We start from the raw sequence: 18937 nt of genomic DNA, 5'->3' as shown, positions 1-18937 counted from the left end.
AGTGTGAAATAGCAAGCAAAGCGTAATCAAGCAACTACGAGACGCGATGTGCGGCGGACCACTCCACGGTCTTCTTCACGCCGGTCGACAGGTCGGTGCGCGGCTGCCAGCCGAGCCCGTCGTGGGCCGGCACCGGGTCGACCGCCATCGCCGGCAGGTCGCCCACGCGCGGCTGCGCGAACCCCGGCTTGTCCTGGGCGCCCGCCGCGTCGGCGATGAGCGAGTGCAGCCGGCGGTCGCTGGTCTGGATGCCGGTGCCGAGGTTGAACCTGCGGCCGTTGCCTTCCGCCCCGCACGCCCTGACGAAGCCGTCGACCACGTCGTCGACGTAGATGTAGTCGCGGGTCTGGGTGCCGTCGCCGTAGAGGACCGTGGGCGTGCCCGACAGCAGCGCGTCGGTGAAGATGGCGACCACGCCGGCCTCGCCCTCGGGCGACTGGCGCGGGCCGTAGACGTTGGAGAGCACCAGCGTGGTGTATTCGAGACCGTAGAGGGCCCGGAACGTGGCGAGGTAGGTCTCGCCGCTCAGCTTGGACGCGGCGTAAGGGGAACGCGGGTCGGTCGGCGCGTCACCGGGCACCGGGATCGTCGACGGCCTGCCGTAGACCGCCACCGACGAGGCGAACACCACCTTGCGGGTGCGCCCCTCGTGGGCCGCGGCCAGCACGGACGCCGTGCCGGCGACGTTGACGCCCGCGTCGTGCACCGGGTCGGCGACGCTCTTGCGCACGCTGATCTGCGCGGCGAGGTGGCAGATGACCTCGGGTTGCAGGTCGGCGACCAGCCCGATCAGCGCGGGGTCGCGTACGTCGATCTCGTGCAGCCGGAAGCGGTCGCTCCCGGTCGCCTGCGCCAGGTTGCCCCGGCGCCCTGAGGACAGGTCGTCGACCACGTCGACCTCGTGTCCGTCGGCCAGCAGGCGATCGACGAGATTCGAACCGATGAACCCGGCACCCCCGGTGACCAACGCGCGCATGCGGTCGATCCTAGTCGGCCAGCTCCGACCTCACTTGCGCGATGCGGGCCAGGACCTTGGAACGCAGGTCGGCCGGGACCGGGTCGCAGCCGCAGTGTTTGTGCACAAGCGCCTTGACCGCTTTGTCCAGATCATATTCCTGCAGGCACGGGCTGCACTCGTCGAGATGCACGCGGATGCCGGCGACGTCGCTTTCGGTCAGCTCGCCGTCGAGGTAGGCGTAGACCTTGTCGAGCACCTCACGACAGTCGGTGTCATGCGGGTTGCCACAGCTCATTTCGATCCCTCCGCCGGGACCAGGCCACGCTCGCGAGCATAGTCCTCAAGGAGGCCCCGCAACTGCCTGCGTCCCCTGTGCAGCCTCGACATCACGGTGCCGATCGGAGTGCCCATGATGTCGGCGATCTCCTTGTAGGGGAAGCCCTCGACATCGGCCAGGTAGACGGCGATCCTGAACTCCTCGGGCAGGGCCGCCAGAGCCTGCTTGATGTCGCCGTCGGGCAGGTGCTCGAGCGCCTCGACCTCGGCCGACTTCAGCCCGCTCGAGGTGTGGGACTCAGCCCGCGCGAGCTGCCAGTCCTCGATCTCCTCGGCGCCCGACTGCTTCGGCTCGCGCTGCTTCTTGCGGTAGCTGTTGATGAAGGTGTTGGTCAGGATCCGGTAGAGCCACGCCTTGAGGTTGGTGCCCTGCTGGAACTGGTGGAACGATGCGAACGCCTTGGCGAAGGTCTCCTGCAGCAGGTCCTCCGCGTCCGCGGGATTTCGGGTCATCCGGAGCGCGGCGGAGTAGAGCTGCTCGAGATACGGCATGACGTCGCGCTCGAATCGCTCGCTTCGCTGCTCCAGCGTCTCCGCGCCTGTCGCGGGCACCGGACCCACCCCCCTAAGATCACCGGTGGCCGACCGTGGCGGAACACCGTACTCAGGGGAGGATACCCGCTGGCCCGTGACCTCCTGGTCGGCGGGTTGGGGGCTGAGCAATGTGAGCATGCTCGTCGCAACACACCCGCGCCCTCGTCTGTTCCCGCAAGATAGAAGGTACGAAGGACCCGGTGCGGGGAACGTCATAACGTACCGGCTGGTAGCCCTTTTTCCGTAACCCAGGAGTCGCGTGTGCTGCCCATTCCGGCCGAGGAACTGAACGGCTCAGGGACGCTCGGGCCGTACTGGACCTTCTACCGCGCCGTCGCCGCCGAGCAACTGACCAGATGGCTTCCCAGCCAGCCCTCCGTGATCCTCGACCTGTCCGGCGGCCGCGGGCGGTGGTCCGGCCAGGCCTCCAGGGCGGGGCACCGGGTGATCGAGGTTCTCGACTTCCGCCGGACCGTCGACGCGCAGTCCCGGTTGCGCGATGCCGACCGCGTCCGGCACGTACGCGCCGACGATCTGTCGTTCCTGCCCGACGAGAGCGTGGACGCCGTCCTCGCCGAAGAGCGCGCGATGTCGGTCGAGCTGATGGCCGAGTCGGCGATGAGCGACGTGGCCAGGGTGTTGCGCCCCGGCGGCCGGGCGCTGGTGTGCGTCGACTCGCTCGTGCTCGGCATGGCGATCCTGGCCGAGCAGGGCCAGTGGCAACACCTGCGCCAGACCGGCGAGGTCATGCTCGTGCCGTGGCCCGACGGCAGCATCACGCGCTGCTTCAGCAGCGGGCAGCTGCGCGAGCTGCTGGCGGGCACCGGGTTGGAGGTGGAGTGGATGCGGCCGCGCACGGTGTTGTCGCCGTCCACGGTCGACCACGTGCTCTCGTCCGACGCGCGCGCCCTGTCCTACCTGGTGCGCACGGAGCTCGATGCCCATCCCGACGACGACGACACCGTCGGCATCCACCTGGTGGCCAGCGCCCGCAAACGCTGAACGCCCTGCTGGCAGGCGCTGACGATCGACCGGGCCGCCGTTCTTCGTGGCCGGCGGCCCCGGCGCGGTCAGCGGCGGCGCTCCCGTTTCCCCTGGCACTGCACGCACCGCGCGGCCTCGGGGCGGGCCTCCAGCCGGCCTTCCGGCACGGGCTTGCCGCAGTCGACGCACCTGCCGTAGGCGCCTTCGTCGATGCGCTCGATCGCCTCCACCACCGCGCGGCGCTGCGCGGTGGCCACGGTCAGCATGGCCTGCGCGCGGTCGGCGTCGGTCAGGTCGGAGCCCGCGTCGGCCGCGGAGTATTCCCGCACCGCGACGGGGTCGCCTTTGAGGACCCCGATCGAGCGGTCCAGTTCGGCGAGCATGTCTTTCAGCCGCTCACGAGCGGTCGTGACGTCCACGAATCCGCACCTCCGGGTGAATGAGGGAAGCCTGCGGCCAGGACTCCCCGGATGTCCCCGCCGGCGCGATCAATGGGGGTCTATGTGGCGGTGACACCGAGTGAACGGTTGCATCGCTTTCTCACCGAATGCCCACTTACCGTGCTTCTTACACCTTTAGAACAGCGCAGGATCCCCCGCCTCGGGGAGCGGTTTGATGAGGTCGGGGCCGTTGTTCCTGACATTGTTCACATCCGTGGCGACCGCGTACGCCGTGAGCCGCCCCGACTCGGCGGGCACCAGCAGCTCCGAGGCCCGCTCGGTGTCGGTGAGCTTGGGATCGAGCCATTCGGCCCAGCGGTCGCGCTCGATCATCATGGGCATCCTGTCGTGGATGCGGCCCAGGTGGTCTTCGGCGTCTGTGGTGATGACGGTGCAGCTGACGAGCCATTTGAGCGGGTCGTCGTCGGCGCGCGACGGATCCTTCCAGAACTCGTACAGGCCGGCCATGGCCAGCACCCCGCCGTCCGCGGGATGGATGAAGTACGGCTGTTTCTTCTTTTCGCCTTCGACCGGCATCCACTCGAAATAGCCGTCGGCCGGGAGCAGGCATCTGCGCTTGGCGAACGCCCGGCGGTAGGACGGTTTGTCCGCCAGCGTCTCGGCCCTGGCGTTGATCAGCCGCGAGCCGATCGACGGGTCCTTCGCCCAGGCGGGGACCAGGCCCCACTTGACGATCCTGAGCTGGCGGACCGCCCGCTCTGCCTCGTGGGGCACGCGGCTCAGGACGGCGTAGACGTTCTTGGTCGGCGCCACGTTGTAGTCGGCGCCGAGCTCCTTGTCGGGGTCACCGTCCTGCTCGATCTGGAACTCCTCGAGCAGCTCGTGCTTCTTGCGCGCCGAGGCGTATCTACCGCACATGACACCACACTGCCATGTCCTTCCCTCACTCGCGTGTCCGCCCTGCGGCGGCGCGCAGCTTCGACCGCGTCCCGCCACTCCCAGTACTCTTTGACCATGCCCGCTCCGCTCTGGCCCGCACCGACGGCGACGACCCCCGTCAGCGCCACCGTCTCGCTGCCCGGCTCCAAGTCGGTGACCAACCGCGCGCTCCTGCTCGCCGCACTCGCCGACGGCCCCGGCGTCGTGCGCGGTGCGCTGCGCAGCCGCGACGCGGACCTGATGGCGGCCGCGCTGCGGGCGCTCGGCACCACGCTGGTGGCCGGCGGCGAGAGCGCCGCGGGGGTCGACTGGCACGTGACGCCCGGCCCGGTCCGCGGCGGCGTGAGCATCGACGCCGGCCTGGCGGGCACGGTCATGCGCTTCGTCCCGCCGATGGCCGCGCTGGCCGACGGCCCGGTCCACTTCGACGGCGACCCTCACGCACGCAAGCGTCCGATGGGGCCCATTCTCGACGCGCTGCGATCGCTGAAGGCGCGGGTCGACAACGACGCGCTGCCGTTCACGATCACCGGGCCCGTCACGGGCGGCGAGGTGACGCTGGACGCGTCGGGCTCATCGCAGTTCGTCTCGGGGCTGCTGCTGGCGGCCGCGCGCTTCGAGAAGGGCGTCACGATTCGCCACGTGGGCCCGCCGGTGCCCTCGCAGCCGCACATCGAGATGACGGTGCAGATGCTCAGGGCGGCCGGCGTCACGGTCGACGACGGCGAGCGCGACGTGTGGCGCGTCGAGCCCGGCCGGATCGCGGCGAGAGACGTCACGGTCGAGCCCGACCTGTCCAACGCGGCCCCGTTCCTGGCCGCCGCGCTGGTCACGGGCGGCACGGTCACCATCCCGGCATGGCCCGCCGAGACCACACAGCCCGGCGACGCCCTGCGGGGCCTGCTCACCTCCATGGGCGCCACGGTCACCCGCACGGCCGACCTGGTCGTCACGGGCACGGGCGAGATCACCGGCGTCGACGCCGACCTGCACGAGGTCGGCGAGCTGACCCCGACGATCGCCGCGCTGGCCGCGCTCGCGCGCACCCCGAGCCGCATCCGGGGCGTGAGCCACCTGCGCGGCCACGAGACCGACCGCCTGGCCGCGCTGGCCACCGAGATCAACCACCTCGGCGGCGACGCCGAGGAGACGGAAGACGGCCTGGTCATCCGCCCCCGCCCGCTGCTCGGCGGCACTTTCCACAGCTACGACGACCACCGCATGGCCACCGCTGGAGCGGTGATCGGGCTCGCGGTCCCGGGAGTGCGGGTGGAGAACGTCGCGACGACCGCCAAGACCCTGCCAGAGTTCGTCCAGATGTGGGCGGCGATGCTGGACACCCGATGACGACGGTGATCCGGCCGCTGCCCGCCGCTGGTTTCATGGGGGAAACCCCGGGCACGTCGGAGATGGGCGACACGTGACTGCGCGCTGCCCGCACCAACCCGCCGCACCCGGCCCGCGTCACCGAGCACCCTGTCACCGACCACAGAGGGGAAGCGAGCGTATGGGAGCGGACCGCTGAGAAAGCGGGAGTACGACGAGGACGACGTACGGGTCAGGCCGGGCAAGGGGTCACGGCCGCGCACCCGGATCCGTCCTGCGCACGAGGACGCCGTCGGAGGTTTCGTGATCGCCGTCGACCGGGGCCGCTACACCGTCCTGGTCGAGCCCGAACGTCCTAAGGGGTCGGCCCAGAAACGCAGGCAGCAGTCGCAGCGCCGCCTGGTGGTCGCCATGAAGGCCCGCGAGCTCGGCCGCAAGGGCATCGTCGTGGGTGACCGGGTCGCCCTGGTCGGCGACGTCTCCGGCCGCCCCGACACCCTGGCGAGGGTCGTCCGCGTGGACCCGCGCAGCTCGATGTTGCGCCGCTCGGCCGACGACACCGATGACACCGACGGCATCGAACGCCCGGTCGTCGCCAACGCCGACCAGCTCGTCATCGTGACCGCCCTGGCGGATCCGCCGCCCCGCCCCCGCATGATCGACCGCATTCTGGTGGCCGCGTTCGACGCCGAGATCGACGCTCTGCTCTGCCTCACCAAGTCCGACCTCGCTCCGCCCGACTCCCTGGTCGCCCTGTACGAACCGCTGGGTGTCTCGCACGTCGTCGTGCGCAAGGGCGGCTCGCTCGACGAGCTGCGCGACCACCTGACCGGGCGCATCAGCGTTCTGGTCGGCCACTCGGGCGTCGGCAAGTCCACCCTGGTCAACGCCCTGGTCCCCGACGCCAACCGCGCCGTCTCCCAGGTCAACGCCGTCACGGGCCGCGGCCGCCACACCTCCACCTCGGCCGTCGCCCTGGAGCTGCAGGAGGGTGGCTGGATCATCGACACCCCGGGGGTGCGCAGCTTCGGCCTGGCCCACGTGTCGGTGGAGACGGTGCTGGCCGCGTTCCCCGACCTGGTGGAGGGCACGGTCGACTGCCCGAAGGGCTGCACCCACCTGGGCGACGCCTGCGCCCTGGACGCCCGGGTGGCCGCCGGCAACGCCGACCCCGCCCGCCTGGAGTCGCTCCGCCGCCTCCTGTCCAGCCGCGACGGCTCACCCGACGACTCTCCCTGACCCCTTTCACGTGCCCTTACGTGCTGTCATGGCGAGCTCGTACCCGCTGCCTTTCTGGCGGTCAATGGGCGGGCAAAAGGGACGGACTGCCACGGAAGATCAGTGACATCTCTCGACATGACGTACTTACCACTGACAGGGAAAAGGGATACCGGTTACCAGAAAAGAGACGTTGGTGACTGATGTTCGGTATACGACTCACGGTAGCGTGGGCGACCGTGCAGGGTTACAACGATGATCTTCGCCTCGCGCATGTCATGGCGGACGCCGCCGATGACCTGACCATGCGGCGGTTCAAGGCGGTCGACCTGAAGGTCGACACCAAGCCCGATCTGACGCCGGTCAGCGACGCCGACCGCGCGGTGGAGGAGGCCATCCGGGGCACGCTGCGCCGTGCCAGGCCGCGCGACGCGGTCGTGGGAGAGGAGTTCGGCAAGACCGGGTGGGGCGCCCGGTCGTGGATCATCGACCCCATCGACGGCACCAAGAACTACGTGCGCGGCGTGCCCGTGTGGGCGACCCTGATCGCGCTCATGGAGTACGGCCAGGTCGTCGTCGGCCTCGTGTCGGCCCCCGCGCTCGGCAGACGCTGGTGGGCGGCCACCGAGGGCGGCGCGTGGACCGGCAAGAGCCTGACCAAGGCGTCCAGGATGACCGTGTCGTCGGTATCGGCCCTGGAGGACGCGTCGTTCTCCTACTCCAGCTTCGACGGCTGGGAGAAGACGGGCCGGCTCGACAACTTTCTCGACCTCGGCCGCGCCTGCTGGCGCACGAGGGCGTACGGCGACTTCTGGTCGCACATGATGGTCGCGGAGGGCTCGGCGGACGTGTCCGCCGAGCCCGAGTTGTCGCCGTGGGACATGGCGGCGCTCACCGTGATCGTCGAGGAGGCCGGCGGCGTGTGGACCGACGTCGCGGGCGTGAAGGGCCTGGAGGGCGGCAGCCTCGTCTGCACCAACGGCACCCTCCACGACGAGGTCGTCCGCCGGCTCAACGCCTAGGCCCAGCCTCGGCCTGGATGCCGGCGGTTGCGACGTTCAACTCCCGTTCATCCTTGTACGTCACATTTCCCCCATACGTGACCCCGCTGGGCGGATTGTCGTGTCCCAGCGGATCCTGGTCCCAGAAGTTCCCCCGGTAGACCACGTTCTCCAGCGGCGGCCCCACCTCGAGGACGGCCGTGTTGTCCGCCCGCAGGACGACGTTGCCCTCCACCGTCACCCACGAGGCCCCGTAGTCGGTGTAGAGCCCGAAGTTGTACGGCGTGCGCGTGTCCTTGATGACGTTCCCCTGGACGAGCGCCTGGTTGTCCATGGAGTCGCCCTGCGGCCCCGACAGGTAGACGCCGCCCCCGTCGGCCAGGACCTCCATGGTGTCCGCCGTGAGGTTGCGCAGGATGCGGGTGGCCTGCCCGGAACCCACGACGATCCCGCAGTGGGGCACGTGGGCCACCTCGTTGTGCGCGACCACGCAGTCACGCGTGCCCGCCACGGAGATGCCAGGCGCGCCGCTGAACTCGAGCCCGATGTGGTGCACGCGGTTGTCCTCGATCGAGGTCGCCCGGCTGCCGGAGGCCTCGATGCCGGCGCCCGACAACGTGTCGAACGCGCAGCGGCGCACCGCGAGACCGGCGCCGCCGGTGACGCCCAGCCCGGAGGCGCCGAGCCGGGTGAACCGGCAGCTCTCGATCGTCACGTTCTCGGCGGCGTCGAAGGTGACGCAGGCGGGGATCGTGACGGAAGCGGAGGGATACGTCACGGACGCCCCTTCCCCGATGACCGCCGTTTCGACGCCGCCGCCCTCGTAGTAGCCGGTGCCGTGGTAGTGCAGGAACCCCTCGGGCGCGCTCGGACGCAGCCAGCCGGCCTCGGCGAACACCAGGCCCTTGAACGACACGTCCCGTGTCCCTGTGACGCTCACCAGGCGCTCCAGGACAGGCGCGACGACCCGCGTACGGGAGGGGTGCTCGTCGGAGCGGGGCAGGTACATCAGCACGTGCCGCCCTGGACGCGACCGGTCGAGCACGAAGGTGCCCGGCTCGGCCAGGAAGGCGGCGTCGTTCTCGATGCGGGTGGGCAGGCCGGGCCCGCTCGACGACCGGCCCTCCCACGTGGAGTTGTACAGCTCGCCGGCCCACCCGAAGGCGGGTTGCGCCATGGTGATCACGGTGGCGTCCCCGTCGCGGGAGACGGCGGCGACCCCGCAGCGGGCCTCCGTCCAGGGGTAGACGCCCCGGAAGACGAACTCGACGTCTCCGGGGCTGCGCCAGCCGAGCGACTCGCCTTCGGTGACGTAGCCGGTGGCGGTCGCGCGGGCCTCGCCAGGCAGCCCGGGGACGGCGGCCCGCTCGGCCCGGCGCCCGTCGACGTAGAGCTGGCGGGTGTCGAGCTCGCCGACCTCGGCCACCCAGACGCCGTCGCGTTCCTGCCATCCCGTGATGACCCGCCCGCCGCTGATCACGGGCTCCTCCTGCTCGGGGGTGCCGTAGCCGTACGCCTGGAAGACGATCCCCGAATCGGCCTCGGTCAGCTCGAACGGCCGCGCGAGCGGGTGCACGCCACCCCTAAGGTGGACGACGGCGTCGCCGCCGGTCTCGCGGGCCGCGGCCCTGGCGCGGTCGAGGGTGGCGAAGGGACGCCCGGCCGATCCCGGCCAGGAGTCGTCGCCGGAGGGCGCGACGTGGAACTGGAACATCTGAACCACCTTTGCTGTTTATGCCGTACACGGAGAAGTACACCATAAACGAGGGAGGGCGCGCATGGCGAGGGGCAGGGCCGACGACCCCGACCACGGAGTCGAGCTGCTGTGGAGGGCCGGCGGCCGCGAGCCGAGGCAGGGCCTCAGCCTGCCCAGGGTCGTGCGGGCCGCCGTCGAGCTCGCCGACGACGAGGGCCTGGCGGGCCTGTCGATGCGCAAGGTCGCCGACCGGCTCGGGTTCACGACCATGTCGCTCTACCGTCACGTGCCCGGCCGCGGCCAGCTCGTCGACCTGATGCTCGACGAGGTTCTCGGCGAGCACCCGCGGGCCCCGGAGACGGGCGGCTGGCGGGCCCGCCTGGAGGCCGTGGCCAGGCACGCGTGGGAACTCCGCAAGCGGCATCCGTGGCTGGCCGAGGTGCGCGGCAGCCGCCACGTCCCCGGTCCCAACGCCGTCGCCCACTACGACTACATGCTGAGCACGCTCGCCGGCACGGCGCTGCGCCCCTCGGAGGTCATCGCGGTCGTGGGCATGGTCGGCCGGTTCGTCGACGCGGAGGCCCTGGTCCTGGTCGAGACCCGGCGGGAGGAGCGGCGCAGCGGGGTGTCGGAGGAGGAGTGGTGGGGCTCGCGCGACTCGCTCTTCGAACGCCTCGACCGCTATCCGATGCTCTCCCACCTGTGGACAGCGGGCGGCTGGGACCAGCCCGAGGACTCCTTCGACTTCGGCCTGCGCCGGCTGCTCGACGGCATCGAGGTCCTCGTTCGACAGCGTGACGAAATTCGTGATGAAATATGCACGGAATGCGGCGGCCCCCTGGAGCCGGCTCCGTCCGGCCGTCCCCGCGTCTACTGCTCACGCGCCTGCCAGCAGCGCGCCTACCGGAAACGCAGGAAAGGTTAAAGCGCCAGCACGCGCCCCACCGCGCTCATCAGGGCGTCCCGGTAGCCACCCCCGAACAACACCACGTGCACGAGCAGCGGATGCAGCTGGTGCAGCGGCACCCGCTCCCGCCACCCCTCCGCAAGCGGCCACTCCTCCCGGTAGGCACCCAGCACCCGGTCGAGGTACGGCAGCCCGAACAGGTCGAGCATGGCCAGATCGGTCTCCCTGTGCCCGCCATGGGCGGCCGGATCGACCAGCACCCCCGACCCGCCCGACCACAACACGTTCCCGCTCCACAGGTCACCGTGGATGCGCGCGGGAGGCCCGGCCGGCCCCGCCACCTCGGCGAACCGGTCCACCGCCCGCTCGACCAGGGAGACGTCCCGTGCCGGCAACCGGGCCTGCCGCAGGAACGGAAGCACCCGCCGCGAGGCGTAGAAGGACGGCCAGTCGGCCGCGGGCGCGTTGTCCATCGGCAGTTCGGCGATGAACCCCGGCCACGGCGCGCCGAAACCGTCCGCCCCCTCGCCGTGCAGCCGGGCCAGCGCACGCCCGAACCGCTCGGCCGCCGCGGCGCTGGGCGGCTCCTGCCGCACCCACGACACCACGAGCCGGTCGGGCCCGGCCTCGATCACCTCGGGCACCGCGATCGCCTCGCCCAGCCACCGCAGCCCGGCGGCCTCGGAGGCGAACATCTCGGAGCGGCGCCCGCCGCCTTGGCCGCTCTTCACGAACACCTCGCGCCCGTCGTTCAGCACGCCCCGCTGGAGCCGCCGGCCGTGCGACGAGCCGAGGTCCTCAGTCCGTCTCATCGGCGATGTGCTTGGCCACGCCCTCGGATGCCGCCTTGACCAGCGCGAGCACCTCCTCGAACCCTTCGGGGCCCCCGTAGTACGGATCGGGCACCTCGGCTCCCTCCGGCGCGGCAGGGTCGAACGACCGGAACAGCCTCACCTCCACCTCGTACGGAGCCATCCGCCGCAAAGTGGAAAGGTTGTCCCGATCCATGGCCAGAACCAGGTCATAACGGGCGAACCAGTCGCCCGCGAACTGCCGTGCCCGGTGCACCGAGCCGTCGTACCCGTGCCGGGCCAGGATGTCGAGCGCCCGCTCGTCCATGGGATCCCCCACGTGCCATTCCCCGGTCCCGGCGCTCTCGACGGTCACCCGGTCCCCCAGCCCGCGGCCGTTGAGCGTCTGGCGGAGCACCACCTCCGCCATCGGGGAGCGGCAGATGTTGCCCATGCATACGAGGCATACGCGATAAGTCATAGCACCCATCATGAGGGTGACCTGGTGCGTTCACCGAACGTTCACCCTCGTTAGGGGTCTGAGTCACCTTCGCTGCATAGCTTCATGGCGACTAAGGACCAAGTGGGAGGAACCCAACCGTGAAGTATGCAGGCCGGCTCGCCGCCGTGGCCTTCGTCGGCGCGCTCTCGCTCGCTGCGTGCGGCACAGACAACAACACCGGGGCCAGTGGCACCACCGCCGCCACCGAGGCCGCGGCAGACAGTGGTCTGAGCGGCACGATCAACGCTGCGGGCTCCTCTGCCCAGGCCAACGCGATCGACCAGTGGAAGAAGGAGTTCCAGGCCAAGAACTCCGGGGTGAGCATCAACTACCAGCCCAGCGGCTCCGGCGCCGGCATCCAGGCGTTCATCCAGGGCACGGTCGCGCTCGCGGGTTCCGACTCGGCCCTGAAGGACGACGAGCCCGCCAAGGCCGACGCCCGGTGCAAGACCGGCAAGGCCGTCAACATCCCCATGGTGACCGGCCCCGTCGCGGTCGTGTACAACCTGCCCGGCGTCGAGGGCCTGCAGTTGTCCCCCAAGACGCTCGGCGGCATCTTCAACAGCAAGATCACCAAGTGGGACGACCCGGCCATCAAGGCCGACAACCCCAATGCCACGCTCCCGTCCACGCCGATCCAGGCCTTCCACCGGGCCGACGAGTCGGGGACCAGCGACAACTTCACCAAGTTCCTCGAGGCCACCGCCGACTGGCCGTACGAGGCCGCCAAGGCGTGGCCCGCCGAGGCCAAGGGCCAGGGCGCCAAGGGCTCCGACGGCATCGCCACCTCGGTCAAGGACACCGAGGGCGCGATCAGCTACGTCGAGATGTCGTACGCCGACAACTCCCAGCTCCAGAAGGCCAAGGTCGCCAACGGCTCCGGCGAGTTCGTCGAGCTGACCCCGGAGAGCGCGGCCAAGACCGTCGAGACCGCCGAGATCAAGGGCACCGGCAACGACCTCGCCCTGTCGATCGACTACGCCACCAAGGCGCCGGGCGCCTACCCGATCGTGCTGGTGACGTACGAGATCACCTGTGAGAAGGGCCTGTCGGCCGAGGAGTCGAAGCTGGTCAAGGCGTTCCTCACCTACACCGCCAGCGACGAGGGCCAGGCGGCGCTGAAGGACCTGGGCTACGCCCCGCTGTCCGGAGAGCTGCTCACCAAGGTCCGCTCCACCGTCGAGGCGATCTCCTAAGAGCTGATGACGACCAAAACGGAAATCCGTGAAGGCGGACCGGCCACGAGCCGGTCCGCCTCGCGGCGCAGCCATGGTGAAGCGCCCTTCCGCTTCCTGTCCACCGGGGCCGGCATCCTCCTGCTGGGGATCATGGCGGCCATCGCCGTCTTCCTCATCGGCGAGGCCATCCCCGCGCTGCGGGCCAACAAGGGCAACTTCCTCACCGAGCTGACGTGGGACCCGAACAACAGCCAGGTGTTCGGCATCGGCGCGCTGGCGTTCGGCACCGTGCTCAGCTCGGCACTCGCACTCGTCATCGCCATGCCCATCGCGGTGGGCGTGGCGCTGTTCATCTCCCACTACGCGCCGCGACGCCTGGCCGGGCCGCTCGGTTACCTGATCGACCTGCTCGCCGCGGTGCCCAGCGTGATCTACGGCCTGTGGGGCGTGGCCTTCCTGGTGCCACTGCTCAGGGAGCCGTCGCAGTGGCTCAACGAGAACTTCGGCTGGTTCCCGCTGTTCGCCGGTGAGGGCGCGATCGGCGGCAAGACCATGCTCGCCGGCGGCATCGTGCTGGCGATCATGATTCTGCCGATCATCGCGGCCATCTCGCGCGAGGTGTTCCTGCAGGTCCCGAAGACGAACGAGGAGGCCGCGCTGGCCCTCGGCGCCACCCGCTGGGAGATGATCCGCATGGCGGTGCTGCCCTTCGGCCGCCCCGGCGTGATCAGCGCCGCGATGCTCGGACTCGGCCGGGCGATGGGCGAGACGATCGCGGTCGCGCTGATCTTCCCGGCGACGTTCGGCATCAGCTTCCAGATCCTCACCCCCCAGGGCAACAGCATCGCCGCCAACATCGCCAACGGGTTCGGCGAGGCCGGCGAAATCGGCCGTGGCGCACTGATCGCCTCAGGCCTCGTGCTGTTCATCATCACCCTGCTCGTCAATATGGCCGCCCGCATGATCATCAACCGGCGCAAAGAGCTCATGAAGGCCGACACATGACCACCATCCAGCACATCTCGACCGGCCGCCGGCTCAAGGACCGCATCGTCCAGGGGCTGGTCTATCTGGCGTTCGCGCTGGCCGTGGTGCCGCTCGTGTCCGTACTCTGGCTGGTGATCTCCAACGGCCTGGCGCGCTTCGACATGACGTTCCTCACCCATTCGATGCGGGGAATCGGCGCGCGCGATGTGGGCGGCGGCGCCTACCACGCCATCATCGGCACCCTGGAACAGGTCCTGCTCTCCTCGCTCATCTCGGTCCCCGTCGGGTTGCTCACCGCGATCTACCTGGTCGAATACGGCAGCGGCGACCGGCTGAGCCGGGCCATCAGCTTCTTCGTCGACGTCATGACCGGCATCCCCTCGGTGGTCGCCGGCCTGTTCGTGCTGGCGTTCTGGATCCTGTTCCTGGGCATGCCCTACTCCGGCTTCGCCGGCGCGATGGCGCTGTCGATCCTGATGATGCCGACCGTGGTCAGATCCGCCGAGGAGATGCTCCGGCTGGTGCCCGACGACCTCCGTGAGGCGTCGTACGCGCTGGGCGTGGCCAAGTGGCGCACGATCCTCAAGGTCGTCTTGCCGACCGCGTTCACCGGCATCGTGACGGGCGTCATGCTGGCCGTGGCCAGGGTCGCGGGCGAGACGGCGCCGCTGCTCCTGACGGTGTTCTTCACCGACTCCATCAACAACGACCCGTTCTCCGGGCCGCAGATGGGCCTGCCCCTCTACGTCTTCGACCAGGCGGCGCGTCCCAACGACACCGCCATCGACCGGGCGTGGACCGGAGCCCTCACACTCATCCTGATCGTCATGCTGCTCAACCTGGTGGCGCGTCTGATCGCCTGGTGGCGTTCACCCGCCAGGCGCCGATAGGGGGTAACCGCAGATATGTCCAAGCAGATCCAGGTCTCGGGCCTCGACGCGTACTACGGGTCGCACAAGGCGATCGAGGACGTGTCGATGACCATCGAGCCGCGCTCGATCACCGCGTTCATCGGCCCGTCCGGGTGCGGCAAGTCGACGTTCCTGCGCACGCTCAACCGCATGCACGAGGTGATCCCCGGCGCTCGGGTCGAGGGCAAGGTCCTGCTCGACGGCGACGACCTGTACAACAGCAACGTCGAACCCGTCTCCGTACGCCGGATGATCGGCATGGTCTTCCAGCGCCCCAACCCGTTCCCCACGATGTCGATCTACGACAACGTCGCCGCCGGCCTCCGGCTCAACGGCCGCGTCAGCAAGTCGCAACTCGACGACACCGTGGAGGAGTCGCTGAAGGGCGCCAACCTCTGGAACGAAGTCAAAGACCGGCTCAGCAAACCCGGCGCGGGCCTGTCCGGCGGGCAGCAGCAGCGGCTCTGCATCGCGCGGGCCATCGCGGTCAAACCGCAGGTGCTGCTGATGGACGAACCGTGCTCGGCGCTCGACCCCATCTCGACGCTGGCCATCGAAGACCTCATGGCCAAACTCAAAGACGATTACACGATCGTCATCGTCACCCACAACATGCAGCAGGCCGCCCGGGTCAGCGACAGGACCGCCTTCTTCAACCTGGCCGAGCAGGGCAAGCCTGGCAAGGTCATCGAGATGGACGAAACGTCCCGCATGTTCACCAACCCGTCCCAGAAGGCCACCGAGGACTACATCACGGGACGCTTCGGTTGATGAACCGACAGCAGACGGCATCCACGATGAACGGGGACACGAGGACTAAACCCGTACTGCTCATCGCCGACCCTGACGGCGCCGTTGTGGACGCCCTGGCGGCCGCCCTCGAACGTGAGGGCGTGGCCGTCACGGGCGCGCCTGACGGCGCCCAGGGCCTGCTGCAGGCCGGTGCCCTGCAGCCCGACGTGGTGCTCGTCTCGGCCACGCTACCGGTCATCGACGCCGTGGACTTCGTCCGCGCGGTACGCCTCGCGCGGGCCGTGCCGGTGCTGCTCGGCGTCGGGGAAGGCCACGCCGAGCAGGCCGTACGCGCGCTCGCGGCAGGGGCGGCCGCCTGCGTGGCCAGGCCCTACCGGGTGCCCGAACTGCTGCCGTTCATCCAGGCGGCCTCCCCCGAGTCGCACAAGGTGCTGGCGGTGGGCGGGGTCGAGTTGGACGTCCAGGCCTACCAGGTGCGCGTGGGCGGACGGACCGTGCACCTGCCGCTGCGGGAGTTCGAGCTGCTGCAGTATCTGATGCGCAACGCCGACCGTACAGTCACCCGCGAGCAAATCATGCGTCACGTGTGGAACGCCGCGGCGACCACGTCCACGAACACGATCGCGGTGCACGTCAAACGCCTGCGTGCGCGCCTGGGCGACGAGGACGACCAGCTCATCCAGACCGTACGCGGCGTGGGCTACCGGCTCGTCACCCCGAGCATTTCCGGAAATCCCGCATGATGCGCTCGGTGACGCCTTCGACGGTCGCTATGCCGTGCCACACCTCCGGGCTTCCCTCGGTGAGCACGGCAACGGCGTAGTCGCGGCCGCCGCCCCTGATCAGCCCCACGCTGATCGTGGCCCAGCGCTTGGTCGAGACGCGCCTGAGCCACCCGTTCTTCAGCGCCGCGCGCTCACCCTCGCACGTCGCGGCGCTGATCCCCCAGCCCTGACCGTCGACGACCCGGCCCATGAGGTCGAGCACCCGCTCGCGGTCCTTGGCCCTCAGCGGGCTCCTGCCGGACACCAGTGCCTGCATGAGGCGGATCTGGTCCCCGACGGACGTTCGGGTGATTCCCCAGCAATAGAGGTCGAGGCAGTCCCCCGGAACCCCCTGCGTGTGTTTCAGGCCGAGCTTCTTTCCCGCCCTGGTGAAGCCGGCGGCCCCGCCGATGCGCAGCCAGAGACGGTCGGCGGCGTGGTTGTCGCTGTAGCGGATCATCAGGTCGGCGTCGTGCCTGACGCCCGCGGGCAGCTTCTTCCAGGGGGTGTCGAGCAGGAGCGCCATGAGGATCTGGACCTTGGCGGTGCTCGCCGTGATCAGCCGCTCACCGGGACGGTAGCGGTAGACCCGCCCCGTCTCCAGCTCCTTGACCATGGCCGTGACCGGCCCTGGACGGCCCCGCAGATAACGGTCGAGGCGTTCGGTGATCTTCTTGGCCGGGATCGGCGGCAGTGTCTCCTCGCGTGCGCTCTGCTCGATCCTTCCTTGCGGTTCCCGGCGCACCTCGGAAGACGTGGTCACGTCCAGCACGGCCGGCATGGCAGCGTGCATCTTCGCGGGCGTGGGCCGGGGCATCGGGACCAGCGGCAGGAGCAGGGCGATGATGATGACCAGTCGTGGTATCGCTCTCGCCCCAAGCGCGATCATCCGAGCATTATCACGACATTTCACAACACGCCGCTAGTGCCGCAACCAGAAGATCAGCGCGGCGAGCACCGGCGGTCACGATGCCTCCGGTTTCCGTCGGCGGGGGTCACGGTCCAGGCGGGGACACCATGTGCGAAGAGTGATCCCTCGACTCCACGAGACCGGGCCTGCTCGGTCCCGGCCTTGGTGGGCATCGGCGCAAGTTCCGCCCGCACCAGCGAGGAGTTCCGCCTCCCCGCGTCGTCCGCAGGTAAAGCATCCTCTCGGTCACCGAGCGGCGATCTCCACCATCGCCGCCGATCACCGCCCAACCCGGTGATCGTCCCGGTCAGAGTGCTAGACGCGAGCGGCGACCAGTTTCGCGATGGAATCGTCGTCACACGAGGACCAGAAGTCCCCGACGACGTCCTCCAAGTGCTGGACCGACTCGGCCCGGAACAGTACATCCTGATATTTCGTGATGTCGTAGTGCGTGGTGCCCATGGCGGACAGGTCCAGCGGCCTGATATCCATGCCGCGGAACTCCTCGATCTCCCCGTACGACGACAAGATGCCCGCCCCGTACGCCTTGAGCTCGTCGGCCTCCCGCATGACACCGAACTCCATGGTGAACCAGAACACCTTCGACACGAACTCCAGCGCCTCCTCCCCCTCGACGCGCCGTGCGGCCTCGCCCGCGAGGCGGTAGAGGGCGGCGTACCGGGGGTTCGCGAGCGCGTTGGCATGCCCGATCACCTCGTGGATGACGTCGGGCTCCGGCGTGTAGAAGGGAACGGAGTGATGCCGGATGTACTGCGTCGAGTGGAAAAGCCCGTCCGCGAGCACCCCGTAGAAGTCCCGCAGCGGCACCAGCCCCGCCGCCGGCAGATAGCGGAAACCGGTCAGCGGCTCCAGGAGCTGGGAGACCTCCTCCAGTTGCGGGATCCTCTCCTGAGGCAGCCTCAGCCTGGCGGCGCCGTCGAGATATTCCGCCGTGGCGTACTTGGCGTGCTTGATCCCCAGCTCCCTGGTGACCGTCGCCCACACCTCGTGCTCCTGCTCGGTGTACTCGGCGGTCGGAATGGGTGTCCCCGGCTGATAGTTGACCGCCAGCCCAGCGATGGCGTTGCGCCGCGCCCGATACACCGGATCCGCGAACCCCGGATGCGAGGCGGACAACTCGACCACCACGGAGCCGTCCGCCTGAGCCGCAACTGGGGCGAAGTACTGCGCTTCCTCAAACATGCCCCATATGACAACAAGTCCCGCTTTCGCTGGCAAGAGCGACCAGCCTGACTGAGCGATACGCTAGTTCCCGCATGCCAGATCATGTGTTTCCTGGACGAATCGCACAGCCGCGGAGGACGCCCTCGTGGACGATCTAGACGCCCGCCTGCTCGTGACCATGCGAGCCCACCCCCGCATCGGCCTGACCGAACTCGCCCGCCTGCTCAGGGTGGCCAGGGGCACGGTCCAGGCTCGGGTCGAGAAGCTGACCGCCAGAGGCGTCATCGAGGACTTCGGCCCCACCGTTTCGCCGGCCGCCGCCGGCTATCCGATCCTGGCGTTCGTCTGGCTGCAGATCGCGCAGGGACGCCTGGAGGAGGCGGTGGAAGCGCTACGCGCCGTACCGCACATCCTGGAGGTTCACGGGACGAGCGGACAGCACGACCTGCTGTGCCGGGTCGTCGCCAGAACCACGGAGCACCTCCAGGAAATCATCGCCCACATCCTGACGTCCCCCGCGGTGCAACGCACGGACTCCACCATCGCCCTGTCCACCCAGATCCCCCACCGGATCGAACCACTCCTGGCAGACGCCGTCACCTGATCCCGGAAAACACAAAAAGGAGGGGGTTTCGACGCGCTAAGCGTCGAAACCC

At 69.4% G+C, this 18937-nt stretch carries 21 protein-coding genes; 11 read left to right on the top strand and 10 right to left on the bottom strand.

What is annotated here, in order from left to right:
- Positions 1–34: 34 nt before the first annotated feature.
- From E1294_RS19565 to E1294_RS19555, 3 genes are read right to left on the bottom strand one after another with little or no spacing between them, the layout of a single operon-like run.
- Positions 35–976 (bottom strand): NAD-dependent epimerase/dehydratase family protein, encoded by a 942-nt coding sequence (locus tag E1294_RS19565; RefSeq protein ID WP_132510091.1) that lies wholly within the window; start codon positions 974–976, stop codon positions 35–37.
- Between the two features lie 10 nt (positions 977–986).
- Positions 987–1253, bottom strand: a complete 267-nt coding sequence (rsrA, locus tag E1294_RS19560) for a mycothiol system anti-sigma-R factor (RefSeq protein ID WP_132510089.1) — start codon at positions 1251–1253, stop codon at positions 987–989.
- A complete protein-coding gene (locus tag E1294_RS19555; protein ID WP_132510087.1) occupies positions 1250–1855 on the bottom strand; it encodes a sigma-70 family RNA polymerase sigma factor in 606 nt (201 codons plus the stop codon). Before E1294_RS19555 ends, rsrA begins: the two co-directional genes overlap by 4 nt.
- A gap of 234 nt (positions 1856–2089) precedes the next feature.
- On the opposite strand from E1294_RS19555, the gene E1294_RS19550 reads away from it, so the two are divergent.
- Complete coding sequence (locus E1294_RS19550; RefSeq protein WP_132510085.1) at positions 2090–2830, top strand: class I SAM-dependent methyltransferase; 741 nt, start codon at positions 2090–2092, stop codon at positions 2828–2830.
- Positions 2831–2898: 68 nt separating this feature from the next.
- Here E1294_RS19550 and E1294_RS19545 read toward each other — a convergent pair whose 3' ends face one another.
- Both E1294_RS19545 and E1294_RS19540 read right to left on the bottom strand, forming a co-directional pair.
- Positions 2899–3231: a TraR/DksA family transcriptional regulator gene (locus E1294_RS19545; RefSeq protein ID WP_132510083.1), complete on the bottom strand. Its 333-nt coding sequence runs from the start codon at positions 3229–3231 to the stop codon at positions 2899–2901.
- A 156-nt stretch (positions 3232–3387) separates the two neighbouring features.
- Entirely contained in the window at positions 3388–4131 is a 744-nt protein-coding gene (locus tag E1294_RS19540) for an SOS response-associated peptidase (protein WP_132510081.1), read from the bottom strand.
- A 96-nt stretch (positions 4132–4227) separates the two neighbouring features.
- Between E1294_RS19540 and aroA the strand changes: the two genes are divergently transcribed.
- From aroA to hisN, 3 genes are all read left to right on the top strand, one after another.
- Positions 4228–5499 carry a 3-phosphoshikimate 1-carboxyvinyltransferase gene (aroA, locus tag E1294_RS19535; RefSeq protein WP_132510079.1) on the top strand — a complete coding sequence of 424 codons (1272 nt, stop codon included), beginning with the start codon at positions 4228–4230 and terminating at the stop codon, positions 5497–5499.
- Between the two features lie 174 nt (positions 5500–5673).
- Entirely contained in the window at positions 5674–6717 is a 1044-nt protein-coding gene (gene rsgA, locus E1294_RS19530; RefSeq protein ID WP_132510077.1) for a ribosome small subunit-dependent GTPase A, read from the top strand.
- A gap of 182 nt (positions 6718–6899) precedes the next feature.
- Entirely contained in the window at positions 6900–7718 is an 819-nt protein-coding gene (hisN, locus tag E1294_RS19525; RefSeq protein WP_425465212.1) for a histidinol-phosphatase, read from the top strand.
- On the opposite strand, the gene E1294_RS19520 is transcribed toward hisN, so the two are convergent.
- Positions 7708–9411, bottom strand: a complete 1704-nt coding sequence (locus E1294_RS19520) for a right-handed parallel beta-helix repeat-containing protein (RefSeq protein ID WP_132510073.1) — start codon at positions 9409–9411, stop codon at positions 7708–7710. The genes hisN and E1294_RS19520 overlap by 11 nt on opposite strands.
- Before the next feature lie 64 nt (positions 9412–9475).
- Between E1294_RS19520 and E1294_RS19515 the strand changes: the two genes are divergently transcribed.
- A complete protein-coding gene (locus E1294_RS19515) occupies positions 9476–10318 on the top strand; it encodes a TetR/AcrR family transcriptional regulator (RefSeq protein ID WP_132510071.1) in 843 nt (280 codons plus the stop codon).
- Here E1294_RS19515 and E1294_RS19510 read toward each other — a convergent pair.
- A complete protein-coding gene (locus tag E1294_RS19510; RefSeq protein ID WP_132510069.1) occupies positions 10315–11112 on the bottom strand; it encodes a fructosamine kinase family protein in 798 nt (265 codons plus the stop codon). The two genes, E1294_RS19515 and E1294_RS19510, sit on opposite strands and share 4 nt — an antisense overlap.
- Positions 11099–11545: a low molecular weight protein-tyrosine-phosphatase gene (locus E1294_RS19505; RefSeq protein ID WP_246083118.1), complete on the bottom strand. Its 447-nt coding sequence runs from the start codon at positions 11543–11545 to the stop codon at positions 11099–11101. The genes E1294_RS19510 and E1294_RS19505 overlap by 14 nt, the downstream gene beginning before the upstream one ends.
- Before the next feature lie 146 nt (positions 11546–11691).
- Between E1294_RS19505 and pstS the strand changes: the two genes are divergently transcribed.
- The 5 genes from pstS to E1294_RS19480 are packed head-to-tail and all read left to right on the top strand — an operon-like array spanning position 11692 to position 16165.
- A complete protein-coding gene (gene pstS, locus E1294_RS19500) occupies positions 11692–12789 on the top strand; it encodes a phosphate ABC transporter substrate-binding protein PstS (RefSeq protein ID WP_132510065.1) in 1098 nt (365 codons plus the stop codon).
- A gap of 6 nt (positions 12790–12795) precedes the next feature.
- Positions 12796–13776, top strand: a complete 981-nt coding sequence (gene pstC / locus E1294_RS19495; RefSeq protein WP_132510063.1) for a phosphate ABC transporter permease subunit PstC — start codon at positions 12796–12798, stop codon at positions 13774–13776.
- On the top strand, positions 13773–14648 hold the full coding sequence (gene pstA, locus E1294_RS19490) for a phosphate ABC transporter permease PstA (RefSeq protein WP_132510061.1): 876 nt from the start codon (positions 13773–13775) through the stop codon (positions 14646–14648). The genes pstC and pstA overlap by 4 nt, the downstream gene beginning before the upstream one ends.
- A 15-nt stretch (positions 14649–14663) precedes the next feature.
- Positions 14664–15440, top strand: coding sequence for a phosphate ABC transporter ATP-binding protein PstB (gene pstB / locus E1294_RS19485; protein WP_132510059.1), 777 nt, complete (start codon positions 14664–14666; stop codon positions 15438–15440).
- Complete coding sequence (locus E1294_RS19480; protein ID WP_132510057.1) at positions 15440–16165, top strand: winged helix-turn-helix transcriptional regulator; 726 nt, start codon at positions 15440–15442, stop codon at positions 16163–16165. The genes pstB and E1294_RS19480 overlap by 1 nt, the downstream gene beginning before the upstream one ends.
- Here the strand turns inward: E1294_RS19480 and E1294_RS19475 are convergent.
- On the bottom strand, positions 16134–17075 hold the full coding sequence (locus tag E1294_RS19475; RefSeq protein WP_246083117.1) for a serine hydrolase: 942 nt from the start codon (positions 17073–17075) through the stop codon (positions 16134–16136). The two genes, E1294_RS19480 and E1294_RS19475, sit on opposite strands and share 32 nt — an antisense overlap.
- Positions 17076–17411: 336 nt before the next feature.
- Positions 17412–18299: a phenylalanine 4-monooxygenase gene (locus tag E1294_RS19470; RefSeq protein ID WP_132510055.1), complete on the bottom strand. Its 888-nt coding sequence runs from the start codon at positions 18297–18299 to the stop codon at positions 17412–17414.
- Between the two features lie 127 nt (positions 18300–18426).
- Here E1294_RS19470 and E1294_RS19465 point away from each other — a divergent pair, with 127 nt between their 5' ends.
- The gene (locus E1294_RS19465; protein WP_132510053.1) at positions 18427–18885 is read left to right on the top strand and encodes an Lrp/AsnC family transcriptional regulator; all 459 of its coding nucleotides are present in this window, start codon (positions 18427–18429) and stop codon (positions 18883–18885) included.
- The last annotated feature ends 52 nt before the right edge of the window (positions 18886–18937 follow it).

The sequence above is a fragment of the Nonomuraea diastatica genome, assembly GCF_004349015.1.
Lineage (GTDB): Bacteria > Actinomycetota > Actinomycetes > Streptosporangiales > Streptosporangiaceae > Nonomuraea > Nonomuraea diastatica.
This window is presented reverse-complemented; position numbering and strand designations above follow the sequence as displayed.